General features: G+C 42.8%; 17 protein-coding genes. 6 read left to right on the forward strand and 11 right to left on the reverse strand.

Translation table 11 applies throughout. From position 1 onward, the window contains the following. Positions 1-51 precede the first annotated feature (51 nt). Both VRUMOI_RS08825 and upp read right to left on the reverse strand, forming a co-directional pair. Positions 52-1,239, reverse strand: coding sequence for a DUF2066 domain-containing protein (locus VRUMOI_RS08825; protein WP_089140607.1), 1,188 nt, complete (start codon positions 1,237-1,239; stop codon positions 52-54). Positions 1,240-1,427: 188 nt separating this feature from the next. After that, the gene (upp, locus tag VRUMOI_RS08830) at positions 1,428-2,054 is read right to left on the reverse strand and encodes a uracil phosphoribosyltransferase (protein WP_089140606.1); all 627 of its coding nucleotides are present in this window, start codon (positions 2,052-2,054) and stop codon (positions 1,428-1,430) included. A gap of 210 nt (positions 2,055-2,264) precedes the next feature. Here upp and purM point away from each other — a divergent pair, with 210 nt between their 5' ends. Further along, the gene (gene purM, locus VRUMOI_RS08835) at positions 2,265-3,305 is read left to right on the forward strand and encodes a phosphoribosylformylglycinamidine cyclo-ligase (RefSeq protein WP_089140605.1); all 1,041 of its coding nucleotides are present in this window, start codon (positions 2,265-2,267) and stop codon (positions 3,303-3,305) included. Positions 3,306-3,463: 158 nt separating this feature from the next. Continuing rightward, a complete protein-coding gene (purN, locus tag VRUMOI_RS08840; RefSeq protein WP_089140604.1) occupies positions 3,464-4,120 on the forward strand; it encodes a phosphoribosylglycinamide formyltransferase in 657 nt (218 codons plus the stop codon). An 86-nt stretch (positions 4,121-4,206) separates the two neighbouring features. Here purN and VRUMOI_RS08845 read toward each other — a convergent pair whose 3' ends face one another. Both VRUMOI_RS08845 and lpcA read right to left on the reverse strand, forming a co-directional pair. Next, entirely contained in the window at positions 4,207-5,040 is an 834-nt protein-coding gene (locus VRUMOI_RS08845) for a class II glutamine amidotransferase (protein WP_089140603.1), read from the reverse strand. 29 nt (positions 5,041-5,069) lie between these two features. Continuing rightward, on the reverse strand, positions 5,070-5,648 hold the full coding sequence (gene lpcA / locus VRUMOI_RS08850) for a D-sedoheptulose 7-phosphate isomerase (RefSeq protein ID WP_089140602.1): 579 nt from the start codon (positions 5,646-5,648) through the stop codon (positions 5,070-5,072). A gap of 417 nt (positions 5,649-6,065) precedes the next feature. On the opposite strand from lpcA, the gene fadE reads away from it, so the two are divergent. Continuing rightward, the gene (fadE, locus tag VRUMOI_RS08855; RefSeq protein WP_089140601.1) at positions 6,066-8,540 is read left to right on the forward strand and encodes an acyl-CoA dehydrogenase FadE; all 2,475 of its coding nucleotides are present in this window, start codon (positions 6,066-6,068) and stop codon (positions 8,538-8,540) included. Between the two features lie 109 nt (positions 8,541-8,649). Here fadE and dnaQ read toward each other — a convergent pair whose 3' ends face one another. Then, complete coding sequence (gene dnaQ / locus VRUMOI_RS08860) at positions 8,650-9,399, reverse strand: DNA polymerase III subunit epsilon (protein ID WP_089140600.1); 750 nt, start codon at positions 9,397-9,399, stop codon at positions 8,650-8,652. Between the two features lie 68 nt (positions 9,400-9,467). Between dnaQ and rnhA the strand changes: the two genes are divergently transcribed. Continuing rightward, positions 9,468-9,929 carry a ribonuclease HI gene (rnhA, locus tag VRUMOI_RS08865; RefSeq protein WP_089140599.1) on the forward strand — a complete coding sequence of 154 codons (462 nt, stop codon included), beginning with the start codon at positions 9,468-9,470 and terminating at the stop codon, positions 9,927-9,929. A gap of 9 nt (positions 9,930-9,938) precedes the next feature. On the opposite strand, the gene VRUMOI_RS08870 is transcribed toward rnhA, so the two are convergent. Continuing rightward, positions 9,939-10,694: a methyltransferase domain-containing protein gene (locus VRUMOI_RS08870; protein ID WP_089140598.1), complete on the reverse strand. Its 756-nt coding sequence runs from the start codon at positions 10,692-10,694 to the stop codon at positions 9,939-9,941. Between the two features lie 166 nt (positions 10,695-10,860). On the opposite strand from VRUMOI_RS08870, the gene gloB reads away from it, so the two are divergent. Together gloB and VRUMOI_RS08880 are read left to right on the forward strand one after the other, a co-directional pair. After that, entirely contained in the window at positions 10,861-11,643 is a 783-nt protein-coding gene (gene gloB / locus VRUMOI_RS08875; RefSeq protein WP_089140597.1) for a hydroxyacylglutathione hydrolase, read from the forward strand. Between the two features lie 233 nt (positions 11,644-11,876). After that, the gene (locus tag VRUMOI_RS08880; RefSeq protein WP_089140596.1) at positions 11,877-13,424 is read left to right on the forward strand and encodes a LysM peptidoglycan-binding domain-containing protein; all 1,548 of its coding nucleotides are present in this window, start codon (positions 11,877-11,879) and stop codon (positions 13,422-13,424) included. Between the two features lie 94 nt (positions 13,425-13,518). Here VRUMOI_RS08880 and VRUMOI_RS08885 read toward each other — a convergent pair whose 3' ends face one another. The 5 genes from VRUMOI_RS08885 to dnaE all read right to left on the reverse strand — a co-directional run bounded on the left by VRUMOI_RS08885 (position 13,519) and on the right by dnaE (position 20,924). Next, entirely contained in the window at positions 13,519-14,370 is an 852-nt protein-coding gene (locus VRUMOI_RS08885; protein WP_089140595.1) for an endonuclease/exonuclease/phosphatase family protein, read from the reverse strand. A gap of 88 nt (positions 14,371-14,458) precedes the next feature. After that, on the reverse strand, positions 14,459-14,797 hold the full coding sequence (gene glnB / locus VRUMOI_RS08890; RefSeq protein WP_027696925.1) for a nitrogen regulatory protein P-II: 339 nt from the start codon (positions 14,795-14,797) through the stop codon (positions 14,459-14,461). Positions 14,798-14,887: 90 nt separating this feature from the next. Further along, on the reverse strand, positions 14,888-16,237 hold the full coding sequence (gene tilS / locus VRUMOI_RS08895; protein ID WP_089140594.1) for a tRNA lysidine(34) synthetase TilS: 1,350 nt from the start codon (positions 16,235-16,237) through the stop codon (positions 14,888-14,890). Between the two features lie 80 nt (positions 16,238-16,317). Next, the gene (accA, locus tag VRUMOI_RS08900) at positions 16,318-17,277 is read right to left on the reverse strand and encodes an acetyl-CoA carboxylase carboxyl transferase subunit alpha (RefSeq protein ID WP_089140593.1); all 960 of its coding nucleotides are present in this window, start codon (positions 17,275-17,277) and stop codon (positions 16,318-16,320) included. A gap of 167 nt (positions 17,278-17,444) precedes the next feature. Then, positions 17,445-20,924, reverse strand: coding sequence for a DNA polymerase III subunit alpha (gene dnaE / locus VRUMOI_RS08905; RefSeq protein WP_089140592.1), 3,480 nt, complete (start codon positions 20,922-20,924; stop codon positions 17,445-17,447). Positions 20,925-21,112 lie beyond the last annotated feature (188 nt).

Here is a 21,112-nt window from a genome sequence, read left to right on the forward strand (position 1 = left end):
ACAAAAGGGAGCCAAATGGGCTCCCTTTTTATTGATATTTTTATATATTGATTACAACTGAAACCATAGTTGTTCATCGGCATGAGGTTGATTAAGAGTGCTTTCTTCCTGTCGTTCTTGACCTTGTGTCTCTTCCGCTTTGATATCAGCGGTAGACTGGTTATCTTTCAACTCATTTAAGCTACCTTGATCTGCCGCTGTTTGCTGTGCGACAACAGAAGGTTCGACGGGGGCAGTCGTTTGCTCTACCCCTTTCAGTTCGGCAACTTGCTTTTCAAAGTCGGCTTTATTGGACAACAATTGAACCTGAAATGTTACGCTATCTCCCTGAGCAGAATGAACTTGAACCGTTGCCACACTCTCTAAAGCCATCAAGGCTTTCTCTAACATAAAGAAAGATTTGGCTGACTGAATACCAGAAAAATTAGCCCAAACTGCATCATCGGCAACTTGGGTAGCACTTGGCTTATTCTTCTTAGCATAATAAGCACTCACTCGATCAATGGCTTGATCAATCGCTTGAGCAACATCACCGGTCTCAACACCTGTCACCGGTGGTTTTGCTGAGGCCGTAATACTATCAGGGGCAACATCATACAGCTGCCAATTGACTTCTGAACCTTCCGCATGTTGACCGACTTTGAGTACCAATACAGAATCCACAGGGTAACGAGTACTCGCAGCTTCAAGTGGCTCAGGAAAACTCCCCCACAAATCAGGGGCAGAAATTTTTGTCAAATCATCCATATCACCAAGTGGCAACGTGATCGGCAATCCAGACTGGTCAGCAGAGGTTTGCAATGCAGCAACCGATTCTAAGCCCGATTGTTCCCAACCAATTTGACGCTCTACGTCATCATCTTGAACCAGCCAAACCAAAACATTCTCTCGTTCTTTAGGCCAAACCGATGCATTAGCTTGTGACAACAATAAGTTAATTTGTTTGGGGTTATATTGCATATCTAAACTTTGTTCACCGTTTAACGTGCCATATTTAAACTTAGCTAAATAGTCCGAACCATCACGCAGCGCTTTTTTAACTACTGCATTATTAGCAATATTGGCATCACCCGACGCCTTGACTAGCACTTGTTCTAGGCCTTGTCCCCATGCAATAGAGCGAGCATGTTTTTGATTGGTTAACACCACTTCGGCATGATAAACATCCACCGTCGTTTTCGCCGATGCCGTGAACGGAATTAAAATTAAAGCAACAAGAGGGACAACAAGATAACGCATAACAAACCTGTTTTTATTTAAAAAATCATTCAGTATAGAAACTGCAGCTTTCTATTAAGCCACTCATCATACATGAAACATATCGGCTTTTCTTTGATGCATAGAGCAATAAAAAAGCGACTCTAATCAGTAGAGTCGCTTTTTTACAATTAATTCCCTAGATTCAAGAATATTAGGGATTACAGTACTTATTGCGTACCAAAAATCTTATCGCCAGCATCACCCAAACCTGGGACGATGTAACCTTTATCATCCAATTTTTCATCAATCGCAGCAGTATAAAGCTCAACATCAGGGTGCGCTTTTTCTAATGCTTCAATCCCTTCCGGAGCGGCAACCAAAACTAATACTTTAATTTGATTACAACCCTGCTCTTTTAAAAGATCAATGGTAGCAATCATAGAGCCGCCAGTCGCCAACATTGGATCAACAACGAGAGCAATACGCTCTTCAATACTTGAAGTCAGCTTATTGAAATAAGGGATTGGCTCAAGTGTTTCTTCATCTCGATAAATACCAACCACTGATATACGAGCACTTGGCATGTGTTCAAGTACCCCATCCATCATTCCAAGACCCGCACGAAGAATCGGCACAACGGTGACTTTTTTCCCTTTAATTTGGTCAATTTCAACAGGGCCATTCCAACCTTTAATGGTCACTTTTTCAGTTTCAAAATCAGAGGTCGCTTCATAAGTGAGCAAACTTCCCACTTCTGTTGCTAATTCGCGAAAACGCTTTGTACTGATATCGCCTTCGCGCATTAGACCAAGCTTATGCTTAACCAGTGGATGTTTAACTTCTACGACTTTCATGTCCAACTCCGTGCTTAATTTTGACAAACATCTGAATTATACCCCAAATAAACCAGAATTCATTGATAGATCTCATTTAAATTCCTAAGGGCGATTAACAGAACAAATGATGCAAAAAAAACTGACGCAAACGTTTTCCTTTTCACTTCATCCCCTGTTAGAATAGCCCCGTTTTTCACATCCAATCAAATCAAAGGCGAGGATATCCCCGTGAGTGGTAACAATTCTTCTCTAAGCTATAAAGACGCTGGTGTTGATATTGATGCAGGTAATGCATTAGTCGATAAAATTAAAGGTGTGGTAAAGCGCACTCGTCGCCCAGAAGTAATGGGTGGTATTGGTGGCTTTGGAGCTTTATGTGAGCTACCAACCAAATACAAGCAGCCGCTTTTAGTTTCAGGCACAGATGGTGTTGGAACAAAACTGCGTCTGGCTTTGGATATGAAAAAACATGACACCATTGGTATCGACTTAGTAGCGATGTGTGTAAATGATTTAATCGTTCAAGGTGCTGAGCCGTTATTTTTCTTAGACTACTACGCAACGGGCAAACTAGATGTCGATACAGCCGCTGAAGTTGTCACCGGTATCGGTGAAGGCTGTATTCAAGCGGGTTGTTCATTAATCGGTGGTGAAACGGCTGAAATGCCAGGCATGTACGAAGGCGAAGATTACGACGTAGCGGGATTCTGTGTTGGCGTAGTAGAAAAAGCGGATGTCATTGATGGTAGTAAAGTCGCTGCGGGTGATGCATTAATCGCGGTCGGTTCAAGCGGCCCTCACTCAAATGGATATTCATTAATTCGTAAGATTCTGGAAGTCTCTCAAGCGGATTTAAATGAAGATTTAAATGGTCGCACGATTGGTGAGCACCTTATCGAGCCAACCAAAATTTATATCAAATCTGCGCTAAAAATGATTGAACAACACGATATACACGCTATCTCTCATATTACTGGCGGCGGTTTTTGGGAAAACATTCCTCGCGTATTACCGGAAGGTACTAAAGCTGTCATCGATGGTAACAGCTGGGAATGGCCGGCAATTTTCTCTTGGTTACAACAAAAAGGTAATGTTGAAACCTATGAAATGTACCGCACTTTTAACTGTGGCGTTGGCCTAATCGTTGCGCTTCCGCAAGAGCAAGCGCAAGCAGCAGTAGCACTCCTTAATGCTGAAGGTGAGAGCGCTTGGATCATCGGCCAAGTAGCAACCGCTGCAGCTGGTGAAGAACAAGTAGAAATCAACTAAGCCGAGAGCCGAGAGCCGAGAGCCGAGAGCCGAGAGCCGAGAGCCGAGAGCCGAGAGCCGAGAGCCGAGAAATTTTGACCCGCCCATAACTCGTGTCAATTCTTTTCGGCTCCCGAGCACAGCATCCTCGAAACGCGCTCCCTTTCTTTAAGGAACTTATGAAAAATATCGTTGTATTAGTTTCAGGTAATGGAAGCAACTTACAAGCCATTATCGATGCTTGTGAATCCGGACAAGTTCAAGCCAAAGTCACGGCCGTGTTTTCAAACAAAGCCGAAGCTTATGGTTTAGAGCGTGCAAAAAATCATTCAATCGCTGCTCACTCCCTTTCAGCTCAGCACTTTTTAGATTCAGACGGAAAACCTGATCGCGTTGCCTTTGATGCTGAATTAATGAATCAAATTGATGCCTATCAACCTGACTTAATTATTCTTGCGGGTTACATGCGCATTTTGAGTCCTGATTTCGTTCAACATTATTTAGGTCGAATGATGAACATTCATCCTTCACTATTACCTAAATACTCTGGTTTACATACTCATCAACGTGCGATTGATGCAGGCGATAATGAGCATGGTACTAGTGTGCACTTTGTGACTGAAGAACTAGACGGTGGCCCGGTTATCCTACAAGCCAAAGTACCGGTATTTGACGATGATAGTGCCGATGATTTAGCACAAAGAGTGTTAGTTCAAGAACATCAGATCTACCCACTGGTTGTGCAGTGGTTTATCGATGGTCGTTTAGCAATGAAAGATCAACTCGCTTACCTCGATAACCAGCCACTCGGCTTACATGGCTATGCCGAAGAATAATCGTAATCTGTTGCGAGAAAGTATTTCGTAAACAAAAAAGCAGCACCCATAAAAATGTTAGTGCTGCTTTGAAAATATCTTGGTCATCAGGAACTAGGAACTATACTCTTCGGTGCAAACGGCTCATCAATCAAATCTAAACTGTTATCTAAAATCAATTCACCAAAATGAAAGACACCGTACTCACTCGGTTTCATTTTATGCCAGCGTTCGTTATCGGTTAATGGCTGAGTAGCGATCACTGAAACCACATCATTGGGTGTCGTTTCCTCTTGAAAATCGATGCTAACCTCTTCGTCAATCAATGTCGCTTTACCAAAAGGTGCACGCCTTGTGATCCAGTGAAGATTGTTGGTGCAGTACATCATGACATATTCACCATCGCTCAATAGCATGTTAAACACGCCTAACTTTTTCAGCTCATCACAACACTGTGCAATAAATTGAAACACTTCCGTCATTCGATCAGAATGGGGAGGTTCAGGGTAACGGTCTTCTAATTGCTTCAGTATCCAGCAAAACGACAATTCGCTATCAGTCTCTCCAATTGGACGATGACGCCCCGTATCCAATCCTTGATAGTCACTCAATTGACCATTGTGGGCAAACGTCCAATTCTTCCCCCAAAGCTCACGAGTAAAAGGATGGGTGTTTTCTAAATTCACCTCACCTCGATTCGCCTGACGTATATGGCTAATGACTGCACAACTTTTTATTGGATAGCTTTGTACTAGCTCAGCAATTTTAGAATGGCAGCTCGGTTTCGGATCTTTAAAATTACGGCATCCTTTCCCTTCATAAAAAGTGATCCCCCAGCCATCACGATGAGGGCCAGTTTTTCCACCACGTTGTATTAATCCGGTAAAACTGAAGCAAATATCGGTTGGGACATTGGCACTCATCCCGAGCAGTTCACACATTCCTATTTCCTTTATAAAACTAAGCGCAACTAGGCTTCCATTTCTTTTTCAATTAACTGGATAACAATGTGAATAATCTTGATGTGTACTTCTTGAATTCGGTCTGCATAACCAAAGTGAGGAACACGAATTTCAACATCCGCGATACCCGCCATTTTGCCGCCATCTTTACCGGTTAAAGCAATGGTCTTCATACCTTTTTGCTTAGCCGTTTCCATCGCTTTCAGAATATTTCCTGAGTTGCCGGATGTCGACAGGCCAAATAACACGTCACCGGTTTGCCCTACCGCTTCAAGGTAGCGAGAAAACACAAATTCATAACCAAAATCGTTACTCACACAAGAAAGATGGCTTGGATCCGAAATAGCGATACCAGGATAGCCTGGGCGATTTTCACGATAGCGCCCTGTCAATTCTTCAGCAAAGTGCATCGCATCACAATGAGAGCCGCCGTTACCACAAGACAACACTTTGCCACCCTGCTTAAATGAATCAGCTATTACTTTCGCCGCAGCTTCGATGTCCTGAATATTTTTATCATCTGCTAGAAAAGCGTTGAGTACTTGAGCGGCTTCTGTAAGTTCACTTCGAATCAAATCTTGATACATGGGACATTCCCTTATTTTGGATAATTATCAATCCTGAGTTTACCTATAAAGAATAAGACCTGTCACCCACTGGATGAAATATTTTCTCAATTAGGAATCATAGCCTCGCCCAATATTGCAACCGACGTTATTCCTATCAGCAAAACCCCGATCTATTCACTACGCTTTAATTAAGAAAGCGAAGAAGAAATCAGAGCCAGACCGACTCATTAACAGCCCGTTCATTGGTTTGACTAAGCACAAAATATAAACAGTCATTTAAAACACTCATTTTATGCTTGAGATCACTTTTCAACCATATTGACCTTTTACATTTGGTCAACAAGATGATTACAATGAATCTATCTGGTATGACCACCTTGCTTTTAGTTATAAGCAGGTTCGGCTTTATCATTCATCATAATAAGGAAGACAAAGATGACCACCCTACTCACCATTATCGTTGCGCTTGTCGTATTCGGTTTTTGTTTATATCACCGCCGTTCTCAATGGATAACGATTGCTTCGATGGCAGCTGTGCTTGTGATTTCAACTGCGCTTGGCGGGCTATCCCCAATCCTTCTTGGAGCGTTTATTATCATTTCAGCGTTAATTGCCACGCCGCAAATTCGACGCTCTCTATTTAGTAAACCGGCATTAGCTGTATTTCGTAAGATCTTACCGGCGATGTCACAAACCGAAAAAGAAGCGATCGATGCAGGTACCGTATGGTGGGAAGCCGAGTTATTTAAAGGAAAGCCAGATTGGAAAAAGCTATCTGATATTCAAGCACCAAAATTAAGCGCTGAAGAACAAGCCTTTATTGATGGACCAGTAAATGAAGTTTGTCGCATGGCCAATGACTTTGAAATCACTCATGAATTAGCCGACTTACCACCAGAAATTTGGCAATACCTTAAAGAGCATAAATTCTTCGCTATGATCATCAAGAAAAAATATGGTGGCTTAGAATTTTCTGCTTATGCGCAATCTGTAGTACTACAAAAACTAACGGGGGTGTCAGGAGTACTCTCTTCAACGGTTGGCGTTCCGAACTCATTAGGTCCGGGTGAATTATTACAACATTACGGGACTAAAGAACAACAAGACCATTACTTACCTCGCTTAGCGGAAGGTAAAGAAATCCCATGTTTTGCTTTAACTAGCCCTGAAGCAGGCTCTGATGCCGGTGCGATCCCTGATTTTGGTATTGTGTGCAAAGGCGAATGGCAAGGTAAAGAAGTCCTAGGTATGCGCCTAACATGGAATAAACGCTATATCACGCTGGCACCTGTCGCCACTGTACTTGGGTTAGCATTTAAACTCCGTGACCCTGATGGACTACTTGGTGACCAAGAAGATATCGGAATTACTTGTGCTTTAATTCCAACCGATACAAAAGGCGTCAAAATTGGCCGCCGCCACTTCCCACTGAATGTACCATTCCAAAATGGTCCAACTCAGGGTAACGATATTTTCGTTCCTCTAGATTACATTATTGGTGGGCCAGAAATGGCAGGTCAAGGCTGGCGTATGTTGGTCGAATGCTTATCGGTTGGCCGTGGTATTACTCTGCCTTCGAACTCTACCGGTGGTACCAAAACGGCAGCGTTAGCAACTGGCGCTTATGCACGTATTCGCCGCCAGTTTAAGCAGCCAATTGGCCACATGGAAGGTATCGAAGAGCCATTAGCACGACTTGCGGGTAATGCGTATGTAATGGATGCTGCAAGTCAATTAACCGTCGCTGGAATTGATTTGGGCGAGAAGCCATCCGTTATCTCTGCCATCGTCAAATACCATTGTACCCACCGTGGACAACGTGCATTAATTGATGCGATGGATATTGCAGGCGGTAAAGGTGTTTGTATGGGGCCTGCGAACTTCTTAGCTCGTGGTTACCAAGGTGCACCGATTGCCATTACCGTTGAAGGAGCTAATATTTTAACCCGCTCAATGATCATTTACGGACAAGGCGCAATTCGCTGCCATCCTTATGTTTTAGAAGAAATGGAAGCGGCTCATTCCACTGAAAAAAATGCATTAGCGCGTTTTGATGCCGCGGTGTTTGGCCATATTGGCTTTAGTATGAGTAATGCAGTGCGTAGCTTCTGGCTAGGCTTAACGGATGGTCGAGGCTCAGATTATGCGGTACCAAATGATGCCAATTTTAACGGAATCATTCACGACCAAATAAAAGGCTATTACCAAAAACTTAACCGTTACAGCGCTAACATTGCTTTAATGTCTGATATTTCAATGGCGGTATTAGGCGGCTCATTAAAACGTAAAGAGCGTTTATCGGCTCGCTTAGGTGATGTGTTAAGCCAACTTTATTTAAGCTCTGCCACGTTAAAGCGCTTTGAGATGGAAGGTTACCAAGAAGCGGATCTACCACTGGTGCATTGGGGCGTTCAAGATAGCTTACGCCAAGCAGAAGAAGCGATTGATGACTTCTTGCGTAACTTCCCATCACGTGGTGCCGCAGGTTTAATGCGCGTACTTATTTTACCGCTTGGTAAAGTACGTAAAGCGCCAAGTGATAAGCTCGACAACCAAGTCGCGCAAATTTTACAAACGCCATCAGAAACTCGTTCACGCATCGGTCGTAACCAATACTTAGAAGCCAGTGAATTCAACCCTGCCGGTAAAATTGAATTGGCACTACAAACGATTCTACTTGCCGAGCCAATCTTTGATGAAGTGGTCAAACAATCCGGCAAGCGTCGCGCTTTTGTTCAATTGGATAAAGTTGCTGAAATGGGTCTAGAAAATGGCTGGATTAACGAAGAACAAGCGAAAGTATTGCGTGATGCAGAATTCTATCGCTTAGAAACCATCAACGTTGATGACTTTGACCCAAGTGAGCTGATTGTAAAAAAGCCGCAACAAAAAATGAGTGAAGTGGCTTAACTCGACACTCGAAATAAACTAAAACACCTCAATACTAAACCAAGTATTGAGGTGTTTTTAGCAAGTTAAGCTAGTCTATGAGTTGGTAAAATGGGTATTCGTTATTGAATCACTCCGATTCAGGCTCACAACGCCATAAACAAGTCCCTTTTTTAGCAAAGAGATCCAAACGTTCTTCATGCTGTTGCAACTCTTCGTCCGTCGCTCTCAGCACTTTCAAAGCCTTACGTCCCGTCACTCGCTTAATAGTTTCACCAACACCACCATCTTTTGACTGACCGGCATTAAACTGCATAGCGGTTTGGCCACCGGTCATTAATAGATAAACGTCGGCTAGAATTTCTGCATCGAGCAAAGCGCCGTGCAAAGTACGATGGGAGTTATCTATGCCATAGCGATCACATAAAATATCTAGGTTATTTCGTTTACCGGGGAAGATTTTTTTGGCCATCGCCAAGGTATCGGTAATTTTACAAATCTGCGATGTTTTTACGTCTTGATTCGCCAGTTCGAACTCATAATCCATAAAGCTCACATCAAAGGGCGCATTATGAGCCACCAGCTCAGCACCTTTGATAAACTCTAAAAATTCTTGGTGAACTTGCTTATATTCAGGCTTATCAACTAAAAACTCATCGGTAATACCATGTACTGCAATCGCTTCAGGATCGATATCACGGTCAGGCTTAATATAGACATGAAAATGTTTACCGGTCAGTTTGCGATTAACAATTTCCACCGCACCAATCTCAATGATTCGATGCCCCATATACACTGGGCCACCTTCTCGGTTCATACCCGTGGTTTCGGTATCAAGAACAATGATGCGATCATAAGAAACATTAGTGCTGGTATTCATAATAAACTCTTGTCAGACTAGCCGTATTAATGACTGGTTATTCCAATATGGACTCATAGTATCAAATCATGACGAAACACGTAGAAATTTTCACAGATGGTTCTTGTTTAGGTAACCCTGGCCCGGGCGGTTATGGCATTGTATTGCGCTATAAAGGTAAAGAAAAATACCTATCTGAAGGCTATACCATGACCACCAATAACCGCATGGAAATGATGGCCGCCGTTGTTGCCTTAAAAGCACTCACTGAGCCTTGCCAAGTAACCTTAACCACTGACAGCCAATATGTTCGTCAGGGTATCACCCAATGGATCCACGGTTGGAAAAAGAAGAATTGGCAAACGTCCGCTAAAAAGCCGGTGAAAAATGTCGATTTATGGAAAGCACTCGATGAAGAAACCGCTCGTCACCAAGTCGAGTGGAAATGGGTAAAAGGCCATGCTGGACATAGAGAGAATGAAATTTGTGATGACTTAGCCCGCGCAGCGGCGGAATCTCCAACTCAAGAAGATAAAGGCTTTGAAGGCTAACCTCTTCGGTTACATTTTATCATTTTTCATTTTAGGTGACGCTTGTTTATTAAATCCTACACTGGCAGGTGAGAAGCGGCGTCGCTTAACTTTCCAGTGAGGTTTAATCGGTTTTAGTGGGTACATGCGTTTTTTAGCCACAATAAAATACACACTACCGAATGTCGATGCACAAGAGCCGAGGCCGTGCTCTAACCAAGTCGTGACCGCTTTGCCTTTGCGCACAGGAAACAGAGCATAAGTATCACAATGAACCACTTCATAATTGAGTAAGCCCAACCAATCTTTAATTCGATACGGGGTGAACATCCGGCCACTCCAAGGCAGATTATTTTTACGCCAAGGTAATAAACTCGCCATTCCCGTTAAACTGATAGGATTAAAGCCCGTTAGAATGATATGCCCGTCATCGATAATTATTCTATCAATCTCTCGCAACAAGCGATGAGGATCGCTACAATAGTCTAGCTGATGGCAAACCAATGCCGCATCGATGCTTTTTTCAACAAACGGCAAATCATAAGCATCAGCAATGACGGAATGAAGCGGATTCGTAATATCGACATTCACTTGGTGCTTGATATTGCAATTATGCGTGGTCAATTCACAACTTAAGCCACCTAGTTTTAACATGTGATAACCAAATAGCTTAGGGCACCATTCATCAAGGCGAGTCTGAATCGATTCTACGACCCACTCACCATTTTTTAGCTGCTGCCAAGAATGAGGTTGCTCGAAAGACTTTTGAATACGTGCTGGCTTCATAGATTTTACCCAAAGTAATTGGAATTGCAGCTAGGCGACAAGTGAATGAGGCCCCATGAGCATAGTTCGCCTATTCGATTGGGGCGAATGAACGCCGTCAACAAAGCTGTAACTTCAAGTGCGAAGGGTATAGATATCTCTTCGCAGTCCGGATTGGAGATCCACAATGTTAACTGATAAAAACAATTCAAGCTTAACGGTCAAAAGCATACCTGCATTTAACGATAATTACATCTGGCTGATTCAAAATAATAGTCCGTCTTGTGCCCTAGTCGATCCGGGTGAAGCAGCGCCAGTTTTAGAACGCTTAAAACAAAATAACTTAGATCTAGAACTCATCCTAATTACACATCATCATCCTGATCATGTCGGCGGGGTGGCAGAGTTATTACGCCACTATCCGAAAGCCCAAGTCATCGGTCCAAGCAATGATCCTGTCATGATGTTGACGCATTCCGTACAAGGTGGTGACCAAATCGATCTGTTTGGAGAAACCTTTTTAGTATTAGATGTCCCTGGGCACACCAATGGTCACATTGCTTACGTTGGTGACGGTAAACTATTTTGTGGTGACGTCCTTTTTTCTGCGGGTTGTGGGCGTGTATTTGAAGGCACTTATGAGCAAATGTTTGAGTCTCTACAAAAACTCGCTTCTCTCCCCCAAGAAACCGAAGTGTATTGTGCACATGAATATACATCTTCTAACCTTTCTTTTGCTCTCGCAGTAGAACCCGATAATCAATTACTGCATAACTATCGTGATGAAGTGAACCGACTCCGAGCACAGGAAAAACCAACGATTCCGACGACTATTCGCCAAGAAAAATGGATCAATCCGTTTTTGCGTTGTCAAGAACCTAGCGTAATGAAAGCGGTATCAGCACGAACAGATGAATTAACAGAACTCTCTGTCTTTTCCGCTTTACGGGAATGGAAAAATGAATTTTAGAGGTTAACGCCTCTAATTTGTCTTTTTTACCGCTCTTAACTAAAATATTTTGTTACTTTTTTTTAAGAGCAGTAAACCGCTGCTAAATTAATCAATTTGTTCATAATTTTACCTAAAACCCCATTTAAACCGATACATTTTGTAAGGTTTTATTGGGTTTTAGGGCAATTCTCACTTGCTACTTATTCATAAACCCAAGTATCATTTGCAGCCGTTTTTTAGAGGTTGTTTTAATGAATTCAAAATACATTTGGGCTATGGCATTACTATTAGTAGGCTGTCAAAGCACGCCGACATCCACCGTTCAACAGACCGATGCGCCGGAAAAAGCTAGCCAAACTGTAATGGTTGAATCATCGAAACCCGTTCAAAAACCCGTCAAGTTGACACCTCAACAACAGCAAGATTTATGGCAACGTATTGCTATGCAATTTAAGCTGCCAATTTCTGATGATCCGAGTATTGAATACTACCGGAAATGGTACCTAAAACATCCTGACCATTTGAAAACCGTTTCTCAGCGCGCCGAGCCATTCTTATATCTCATCACAACAAAAATTGAAGATCGCGGTTTACCGCTAGAGCTTGCGCTATTACCCGTTGTAGAAAGCGCGTTTGACCCTTTTGCCTACTCATATGGTAGTGCGGCAGGTTTGTGGCAATTTGTCCCCGTCACCGCTGACCGATTTGGCTTAGAGCGAAATTACTGGTATGACGGACGACGCGATGTCAACGCCGCTACCGATGCCGCTCTAGAGTACATGACGTACCTAGGTGATCGCTTTGATGGTGACTGGGAAAATGCAATAGCTGCCTATAACAGTGGTGGTGGCCGTGTATCAAGCGCAATCCGAAAAAATAAAAAACTCGGTAAACCGACCGATTTCTTTTCTTTAGACTTACCGAAAGAAACGCGTGGCTACGTACCTAAACTGCTAGGGTTAGCGGACATACTTGCTAACCAAAAAGAATATGGCATTGATATTCCATCCATACCGAATAAACCTGTATTGGCTCAAGTTGATCCTAAAGAGCAGCTCGACCTTGCCATTGCCGCTCAATACGCAGGGATCTCTGTAAAAGAATTACAAAGCTACAATCCAGCATTTAACCAATGGGCAACCTCACCAACTGGCCCTTACGCTTTCTTAGTCCCGTTAGACAGCGTGGATCGCTTTAATGAACAAGCAAAAAAAAATCGCGGTAAAGGTATTAAGCTGATTCGTTATAAAGTAAAACCAGGTGATAGCTTAAGTGTCATTGCACAAAACAACCAAACCACCACCAAAGTAATTCAAACGGCGAACAACATGGACGATGTAAATATCCGCGTTGGCCAATATTTGATGGTGCCGCGCTCCACACGAAATAATAAACAATACGCCTTAAGTGCAACCAATCGATTAGCGAAAATTCAATCGACTTCACGTGGCCAATTAAAGTCCGAATACAAAGTGAAAAATGGGGATAACTTCTGGATTATTGCTAAACAAAATAACGTATCTGTTCAGTCACTAGCAAAGTGGAATGGGATGGCACCAAAAGATACATTACGTGTCGGTCAAAAATTGGTGATCTGGAAAGAAAATAAAACCGGTGCTGTGGTTCGCACCGTTTTCTATAACGTTCGTTCAGGTGACACCGTGGGGAGTATTGCACAAAAATTTAAAGTCCAAACTCACCAAGTACTCGCTTGGAATGGTTTAGATAAACAAGACTACCTAAAGCCAGGTCAAAAATTAAAGCTTTACGTTGATGTAACTAAAGTAGGTAGTGCTTAAGGACTTAACCCCCGACGCTTACATAATAAGAAAAAAGAAAGCCTCGTTAATTCGAGGCTTTCTTTTTATGGCTTAAAAGCACCGAGTTGAATGACTATTTAATCAACTCAAAGCTCACTAACATTGGATTATGATCAGAAGCGATTGTAACGGGTGATATCGCCATTTTTAGGTTTAAATCACGATAGAAGACATGGTCGAAAGCCAAATCATTAATAAATAACCGGCGATGATCTGGTTTAAATTCAACTTCTTTCATTTGTAAAGCTTGCATAATTTGACGCAATTCTTTTAGCCTAGCTTCACTCCAAGTATTAAAATCTCCCGCAATAAGTAACGGTCCTTGATGCTTATCAACGGCTTCTTTTAACCGTTCAACTTGCTGCGTAAACTCAACTGTTCCAATCGTAAAGTTAATCGCATGCACATTGATAACGACCAAATCTTGCCCGTTAGATAAGGAGTAACGAGCGTACAACGCCGATTTAGGTAACTGAATCCAAGGTTCAACACTGGTATAGGCACACGCTCGATTTGGTAATTGAGCCGCTAGATTCACAACACCAGAACTGGTACCAAATACCTTAAATGCGTTGACGTAACTGGCTCCCCAAGATTGTTGATTAACCCATTGTTTAAATGGCTCAGTTAAACTCGCTTCTTGAAGTAGGATCAACTGTCTATTATCACTAAAGCGCTCCAGCGCTCCCTGCCAATCAGGATCCGCTTGCTTATGAATATTCCATACCAAAACATTCAGTCTGCCATTGATATCAATAGCAGATGTTTGATGTTCAGATTGATGACAGTACCAATCCGATTGTGAACTCTGCTTATCAATTGAAATCAATTGCGGTTGATTAGGAATGGTAAAAATTGAATTAAAACTAATAACGCCAAGGGCGACAATAGCTACTCCCCCCAACGACCAATGCTTCATTTTCATCGAATAACTCTAATTTAATGGATAAAAAAAGGAAGCATTCGCCTCCTTAAGTACTTTACATTAAACAGTGGTTACTATTGAAGTAAACTTACACCGCTTCATCATCTTCTTCGCCGGTACGGATACGAATCACACGTTCGACTTCAGTGACAAAGATTTTTCCATCACCAATTTTACCGGTTTGTGCGGTTTGCATAATGCAATCAATACACTCATCTACCACATCGTCAGAAACGACAATCTCAAGCTTCACTTTAGGTAGAAAGTCAACCATATACTCGGCACCACGATATAGTTCTGTGTGACCTTTCTGACGACCAAAACCTTTAACTTCCGATACTGTCATACCTGTAATGCCAACATCGGCTAATGCTTCACGTACATCATCAAGCTTAAATGGTTTGATGATTGCTTCAATTTTTTTCATTGGTTCTTATCCCTAAAACACTCAAATTATTCAGAGTATACCCCTCATCTAACATTGTGAAAAGATACAATCCTAGATGACTCTAATCCGTTATTTTTTATGCCAAATCAATTGGTAATCGGCACCACTGTAATCTTTGCACACACACAAACCTGCGGCTGCAATCAATTCCTTTCCATTCACTAAAAGAGGAATACGTTGTCGCTGCCAAACCGGTATTCCATATTCTTGCAGTAGTTTTTTTAATCCACGTCCATGTTGGCGCCCTTCAGGATGGGCATGAATACCCGTCGCGCTAAACTTGACGACTACTTGAGTATAGCCGACAGGAAGTGACAGTGTTTGAATACTCAAAGCTTCTAAGCTTGCGATATTAAAACTCGTCTCATTAATGCAAGGTCTACATTCTAAACGCCCTAACCCGTCGGGCAAAATTAATGGCTGAGTGATGTCCCAATCAAAAGTTAGATGGGCAATATCTGTCACTTGATTAAAAACCCAAAGCTTTTGTTGATGACGACCAATATGGGTTTTCCCATAACAGAAAACAGGAGTAGCATCAGGTTGAGCTAAAGCCACATCTTGCCACATTTGTTTTAACTGCTTTTCACTCGGCATAGGAAAGTCTTGCTCTTGCAACCAAAGCCTTAATATCGCGCCTCTCGCGACGTCTGACTGTGCTTTTAATAAAGAAATGGATATTGCCCCATCTTGATCGCACATTTGCGTATAACGGTCATACAGAAGCTCTTTTAATAACGCTTCCTGCTGAGCACACAACGCCGCACTTCGAGATACGGTTTTTTCTATATTTGGCCAACGCTGCTTTAAAATAGGGACCACTTGATGACGAATAAAATTTCGGTCAAAACGCGTATCAAGATTACTCTCATCTTCTATCCAATCAAGTTGATGTTGCTTAGCATAAGCTGACATGTCAGAGCGAGCAGTATCCAACATAGGGCGTAATAAGCGTGCTGATTCAAACTCACCTTCCATTGCCATTGCAGATAAGCCTTTTGGGCCGCTGCCACGCTTTAGCGCGAGTAGAAAAGTTTCCAGTTGATCGCTTTGATGATGTGCCGTTAATAACACAGAACCATTATCAATATATTTGGATAATGCCGAATAACGAGCGGTTCTAGCGGCTTGCTCTAAACTAATACGATTACCTAACTCTAGTTTCACCCGCTCGGCCAAAAATGGTATTTCAGCCTGCCATGCCCACTGTTGACAACGTGCTAACCAATGATCAGCATTGTCGCTTAATCCATGATGAACATGCACCGCTAAGTAATCATATTGCGGATAATCACGCTTAAATCGTGCGAGTAAATGCAACAAGACCCGAGAATCAAGCCCACCACTTAGCGCCAACACCAAACGAGTTGACTCTCTGATATGGTTCAATAAACGCTGAACAAAGCCTTGATACAACATGTTAATCCCACTAAAAACAAAAGCAAAAAGCGAGCCTAAGCCCGCTTTACCATTTTAGTCATCGTTATCGCTAAACAAGTTTAGCAGTAACCGTAGCTCATTAGACGCTGGTAACGACGCTCCAAACGGTCATCATTATCTAATGCTTCAATTTCATCTAATTGTGCCAGCAACGTCGCCTTCATATTTTCAGCCGTAGTGACATAATCACGATGAGCGCCACCTAATGGCTCACTGATTACCGTATCAATCAGGCCGAGCTCTTTAAGACGAGGGGCAACTAAACCCATCGCTTCCGCAGCTTGCGGCGCTTTATCTGAATCACGCCATAAAATCGAAGCACAACCTTCTGGTGAGATAACAGAATACGTTGAGTATTGCAGCATGTTGACGTAATCGCCAACACCGATAGCAAGTGCACCACCCGAACCGCCTTCACCAACAACATTACAAATAACCGGTACTTTCAAACCTGACATCACTTTTAAGTTGCGAGCAATCGCTTCTGATTGACCACGCTCTTCAGCGCCAACACCAGGATAAGCCCCCGCAGTATCAATAAAAGTAATCACAGGAATGTTAAAACGCTCTGCCATTTCCATTAAACGCAACGCTTTGCGGTAACCTTCAGGGCGAGGCATACCAAAATTACGACGTACTTTTTCTTTGGTCTCGCGACCTTTCTGATGACCAATCACCATTACTGGACGGCCTTCAATACGAGCTAGCCCCCCAACAATCGCTTTATCATCAGCGTAAGCACGATCACCAGCAAGCTCATCAAACTCAGTGAAAACATGCTCAATATAATCGAGAGTGTATGGGCGTTTTGGGTGGCGAGCTAATTGAGCGACTTGCCATGCGCCTAAATCACTAAAGATCTTCTTCTTTAGCTCTAAAGATTTTGCTTCTAATTGATTAATTTCTTTTTCTAAATCAACCGATGCATCGCCACCGTGGCGTGAAACCTCACGTAGAGCTTCAATTTTAGCTTCAAGTTCAACAATAGGTTTTTCAAATTCAAGAGAATCTAGGCTCATCAATGGATCCTTTATATCATTTTAATTCTTTCATCACTTTCAGGTATTGAACCATAAACCGCGATAAAAAATATACAGAGCGTCACTGAAAATATTCAAAAAGAGCAAGTCAACCGAAGCAAACCATCCTTAATTTGAATAACAATGTGTTAATAATGCCCTGTTCTTTAGTTAAATTCGAGTTCTACTTGCTTAGAACCGATCAGAAGTTTTAATTCATCTAACAAATTATCGTCAGGTGTTACCCGCCACTCAACCCCAAGAGATAATTTTGCTCTTGCATCTTGGCGTTGATAATAAATATTTACTGGTACCGTACCAGCTCGATAAGGCTCTAAAGCTCGGCTAAATTTTTCAAAGAATTGACCGTCAATCTGTGATTGTTCTAAAGAAATCGACAATCCTTTGGCATATTTTTCACGTGCATCCGCGAGACTCATCACTTCTCGGGCTGACATCTTAAGCCCACCGTTGAAGTCATCAAAGCTGACCTGTCCAGAAACCACCACTATTTTGTCTTGTTCTAACAATTCCGCATATCGCTCTAGGGCATCAGAGAACAACATCACTTCAAGCCGACCTGAACGATCATCAAGCGTCATTAGGCCAATACGAGTGCCACGTTTAGTAGTCATAACACGAGAAGCGATTACTAACCCAGCGACTGTCATCGATTGATCACGGCGAGTGGGTTGCAAGTCATTCAATCGGCATTGAGTATATTTTGATAACTCTTTCAGATAAGCATTAACGGGGTGTCCCGTCAAATATAGACCTAAAGTGGCACGCTCACCTTCTAACCACACTTTTTCAGGCCATTTCGGCACTTGTGCATAGGCTTGTTCAACTTCTTCTGGCGCTTCTGTCAATACGCCAAACATATCCGACTGGCCAAATGACTCAGCCTGATGGAATTGCCCAGCGGCTTTTACCGCTTCGTCCAGCGACGCCATCATTGCCGCACGGTGTGGCCCTAAGCGATCGAGAGCCCCCGCCTGAATCAGTTTTTCAATCACGCGCTTATTGCATTTTTTCAAATCAACGCGAGCACAAAAATCGAATAAATCTTTAAAATACCCCCCTTGTTCACGGCAAGCGATAATATTTTCAATCGGAGCTTCACCGACCCCTTTTATCGCACCAATACCGTAAACAATCGCGCCATCTTCATTGACATTAAAGCGGTACAAACCTGAGTTCACATCCGGTGGCAACACTTTAAGATTCATGCGAATGCATTCATCAACCAGACCCACCACTTTTTCGGTGTTGTCCATATCGGCCGTCATTACCGCCGCCATAAATTCAGCAGGATAATGCGTTTTTAACCACAAGGTTTGATAAGAAACCAGTGCATAAGCTGCCGAGTGGGATTTGTTAAAACCATAGCCGGCAAACTTTTCTACCAAGTCAAAGATCTTCATGGCAAGCTCGCCATCCACCCCGATGCTTTCAGCACCGGACTTAAAGATCGAACGTTGCTTCGCCATCTCTTCTGGTTTTTTCTTACCCATAGCACGACGCAGCATATCCGCGCCGCCGAGAGTATAACCTGCCAAAATCTGGGCGATTTGCATTACCTGTTCTTGGTACAAGATAATGCCATAGGTTGGCTCTAAGGTTTCTTTAAGAGATTCATGCTGCCATGTTGAATCGGGATAAGAAACTTCTTCTCGACCATGTTTACGGTCGATAAAGTTATCTACCATGCCAGATTGAAGTGGACCTGGACGGAACAAGGCCACCAAAGCGATAATATCTTCAAAACAGTCTGGTTGAAGGCGCTTGATCAAGTCCTTCATGCCACGCGATTCTAACTGGAATACCGCGGTGGTTTCTGAGTTTTGCAGTAAGCGGAATGACGCCGGATCATCCAAAGGAATCGCTTCGATACGAACCGGATCTTTACCTTCTTTTTTCAGCCTTGGGTTAATTAAGCCTAATGCCCAATCGATAATGGTTAACGTTCTCAGGCCTAAGAAGTCAAACTTAACCAAACCGGCCGTTTCAACATCATTTTTATCAAACTGGGTAACAGGGAAATTACCTTCCGAGTCACAATAAATAGGCGCGAAATCGGTAATGGTCGTAGGTGAAATCACCACCCCGCCGGCATGCTTACCGGCATTTCGAGTACACCCTTCCAGAATTCGACACATGTCGATCAATTCTTTGACATCTTCATCGGCCGCATACAACTCTGGCAACTGAGGTTCGGCATCAAACGCTTTGGCTAATGTCATTCCCGGATCGGGTGGGACGAGCTTTGAAATACGATCAACGAAGCCGTAAGGATGCCCTAGCACCCTACCCACATCGCGAATTACCGCTTTGGCTGCCATGGTGCCAAACGTAATGATCTGAGATACCGCATCACGACCATACATTTCGGCAACGTGATCGATTACCCGATCGCGCTTATCCATACAAAAATCGATATCAAAATCGGGCATAGAGACACGTTCAGGGTTCAAGAATCGTTCGAATAGTAAATCGTATTCTAGCGGGTCAAGGTCGGTAATTTTAAGCGCATAAGCCACCAATGAACCCGCACCAGAACCACGACCTGGTCCAACTGGAATATCGTTATCTTTTGACCATTGGATGAACTCCATTACGATCAAGAAATAACCGGGGAACCCCATTTGGTTGATAACATCCAGCTCGATTTGCAAACGCTCGTCATAGTCTGGGCGCTTTTCTAAACGAACTTTTTCATCAGGGAATAAGAATTCTAAACGTTCTTCTAAGCCTTCTTGAGATTTTTTGACCAAGAAGTCTTCAATGGTTAAGTCACCGGTAGGGAAATTGGGTAAGAAGTATTCTCCTAAGCGTACGGTGACATTACAACGTTTAGCAATTTCGACACTGTTTTGCAGGGCTTCTGGTATATCTTTAAACAGCTCGCACATTTCATCTTCAGTACGAAGATATTGTTGAGGACTGTAATTTTTAGGACGGCGAGGATCTTCTAACGTATACCCATCATGAATGGCCACGCGAATTTCATGGGCGTCAAACTCTTCAGAGGTTAAAAACACCACTTCATTAGTGGCGACAACCGGTAAGTCATACTGCTCTGCAATATCGAGGGCAAAGTGTAAGTAACTTTCTTCATCTGCACGGCCTGTTCGAGTCAACTCAAGATAGAAATGATCAGGGAAATGCTCTTGATAGAAATCGATACAACGTTCAACAAGCGGTTGATTGCCTTTTAGTAACGCACGCCCTACTTCACCGACACGACCACCAGACAGGATAATTAACCCTTCTTTATGGTTCACGAGCCATTCTTTATCGATGACAGGCTGATGTTGAACATGGCCACGTTGATAGGCCTCAGAAATCAATAACGTTAGGTTGTTATAACCGACGTTATTTTTGGCCAGAACGGTGATTTTGGTTAGCTCATCGGCAAAGTCGTCCGATTGCAAGGTAAAATCAGCACCAATAATCGGCTTAATACCACAACCATGAGCAGTACTATAAAATTTCACCAAGCCACACAGATTGGTAAAGTCCGTCAATGCCATCGCTGGCATATTAAGCTCGGCGACTTTTTTAACCAATGGCGGCACTTTCGATAGGCCATCAACCATCGAATAATCACTGTGAACACGCAGGTGTACGAACTTTGGATCAGACATAAATTTACTGTACTTAGCTTTTATTAATGAAAGTGCTAGATAATGTTGAAAGTGTAAGGGTTAATAGCCAGCGCAACAACGCTTTTATTCGTTGTTCTACCCAATGTAATTGGCGTTGCTGTGAGGAGGCAACTGAATGAGGCCCATGAACATAGCTTGTCTATTCAATTGGGCCGAATGAACGCCGT

The sequence above is a fragment of the Vibrio rumoiensis genome, assembly GCF_002218045.2.
GTDB lineage: Bacteria > Pseudomonadota > Gammaproteobacteria > Enterobacterales > Vibrionaceae > Vibrio > Vibrio rumoiensis.

Coding starts and splice junctions, on each gene's coding strand:
- VRUMOI_RS08825 (WP_089140607.1), bottom strand. CDS start 1,239: ATGCGTTATCTTGTTGTCCCTCTTGTTGCTTTAATTTTAATTCCGTTC.
- upp (WP_089140606.1), bottom strand. CDS start 2,054: ATGAAAGTCGTAGAAGTTAAACATCCACTGGTTAAGCATAAGCTTGGT.
- purN (WP_089140604.1), top strand. CDS start 3,464: ATGAAAAATATCGTTGTATTAGTTTCAGGTAATGGAAGCAACTTACAA.
- VRUMOI_RS08845 (WP_089140603.1), bottom strand. CDS start 5,040: ATGTGTGAACTGCTCGGGATGAGTGCCAATGTCCCAACCGATATTTGC.
- lpcA (WP_089140602.1), bottom strand. CDS start 5,648: ATGTATCAAGATTTGATTCGAAGTGAACTTACAGAAGCCGCTCAAGTA.
- fadE (WP_089140601.1), top strand. CDS start 6,066: ATGACCACCCTACTCACCATTATCGTTGCGCTTGTCGTATTCGGTTTT.
- dnaQ (WP_089140600.1), bottom strand. CDS start 9,399: ATGAATACCAGCACTAATGTTTCTTATGATCGCATCATTGTTCTTGAT.
- rnhA (WP_089140599.1), top strand. CDS start 9,468: ATGACGAAACACGTAGAAATTTTCACAGATGGTTCTTGTTTAGGTAAC.
- VRUMOI_RS08870 (WP_089140598.1), bottom strand. CDS start 10,694: ATGAAGCCAGCACGTATTCAAAAGTCTTTCGAGCAACCTCATTCTTGG.
- gloB (WP_089140597.1), top strand. CDS start 10,861: ATGTTAACTGATAAAAACAATTCAAGCTTAACGGTCAAAAGCATACCT.
- VRUMOI_RS08880 (WP_089140596.1), top strand. CDS start 11,877: ATGAATTCAAAATACATTTGGGCTATGGCATTACTATTAGTAGGCTGT.
- VRUMOI_RS08885 (WP_089140595.1), bottom strand. CDS start 14,370: ATGAAAATGAAGCATTGGTCGTTGGGGGGAGTAGCTATTGTCGCCCTT.
- glnB (WP_027696925.1), bottom strand. CDS start 14,797: ATGAAAAAAATTGAAGCAATCATCAAACCATTTAAGCTTGATGATGTA.
- tilS (WP_089140594.1), bottom strand. CDS start 16,237: ATGTTGTATCAAGGCTTTGTTCAGCGTTTATTGAACCATATCAGAGAG.
- accA (WP_089140593.1), bottom strand. CDS start 17,277: ATGAGCCTAGATTCTCTTGAATTTGAAAAACCTATTGTTGAACTTGAA.
- dnaE (WP_089140592.1), bottom strand. CDS start 20,924: ATGTCTGATCCAAAGTTCGTACACCTGCGTGTTCACAGTGATTATTCG.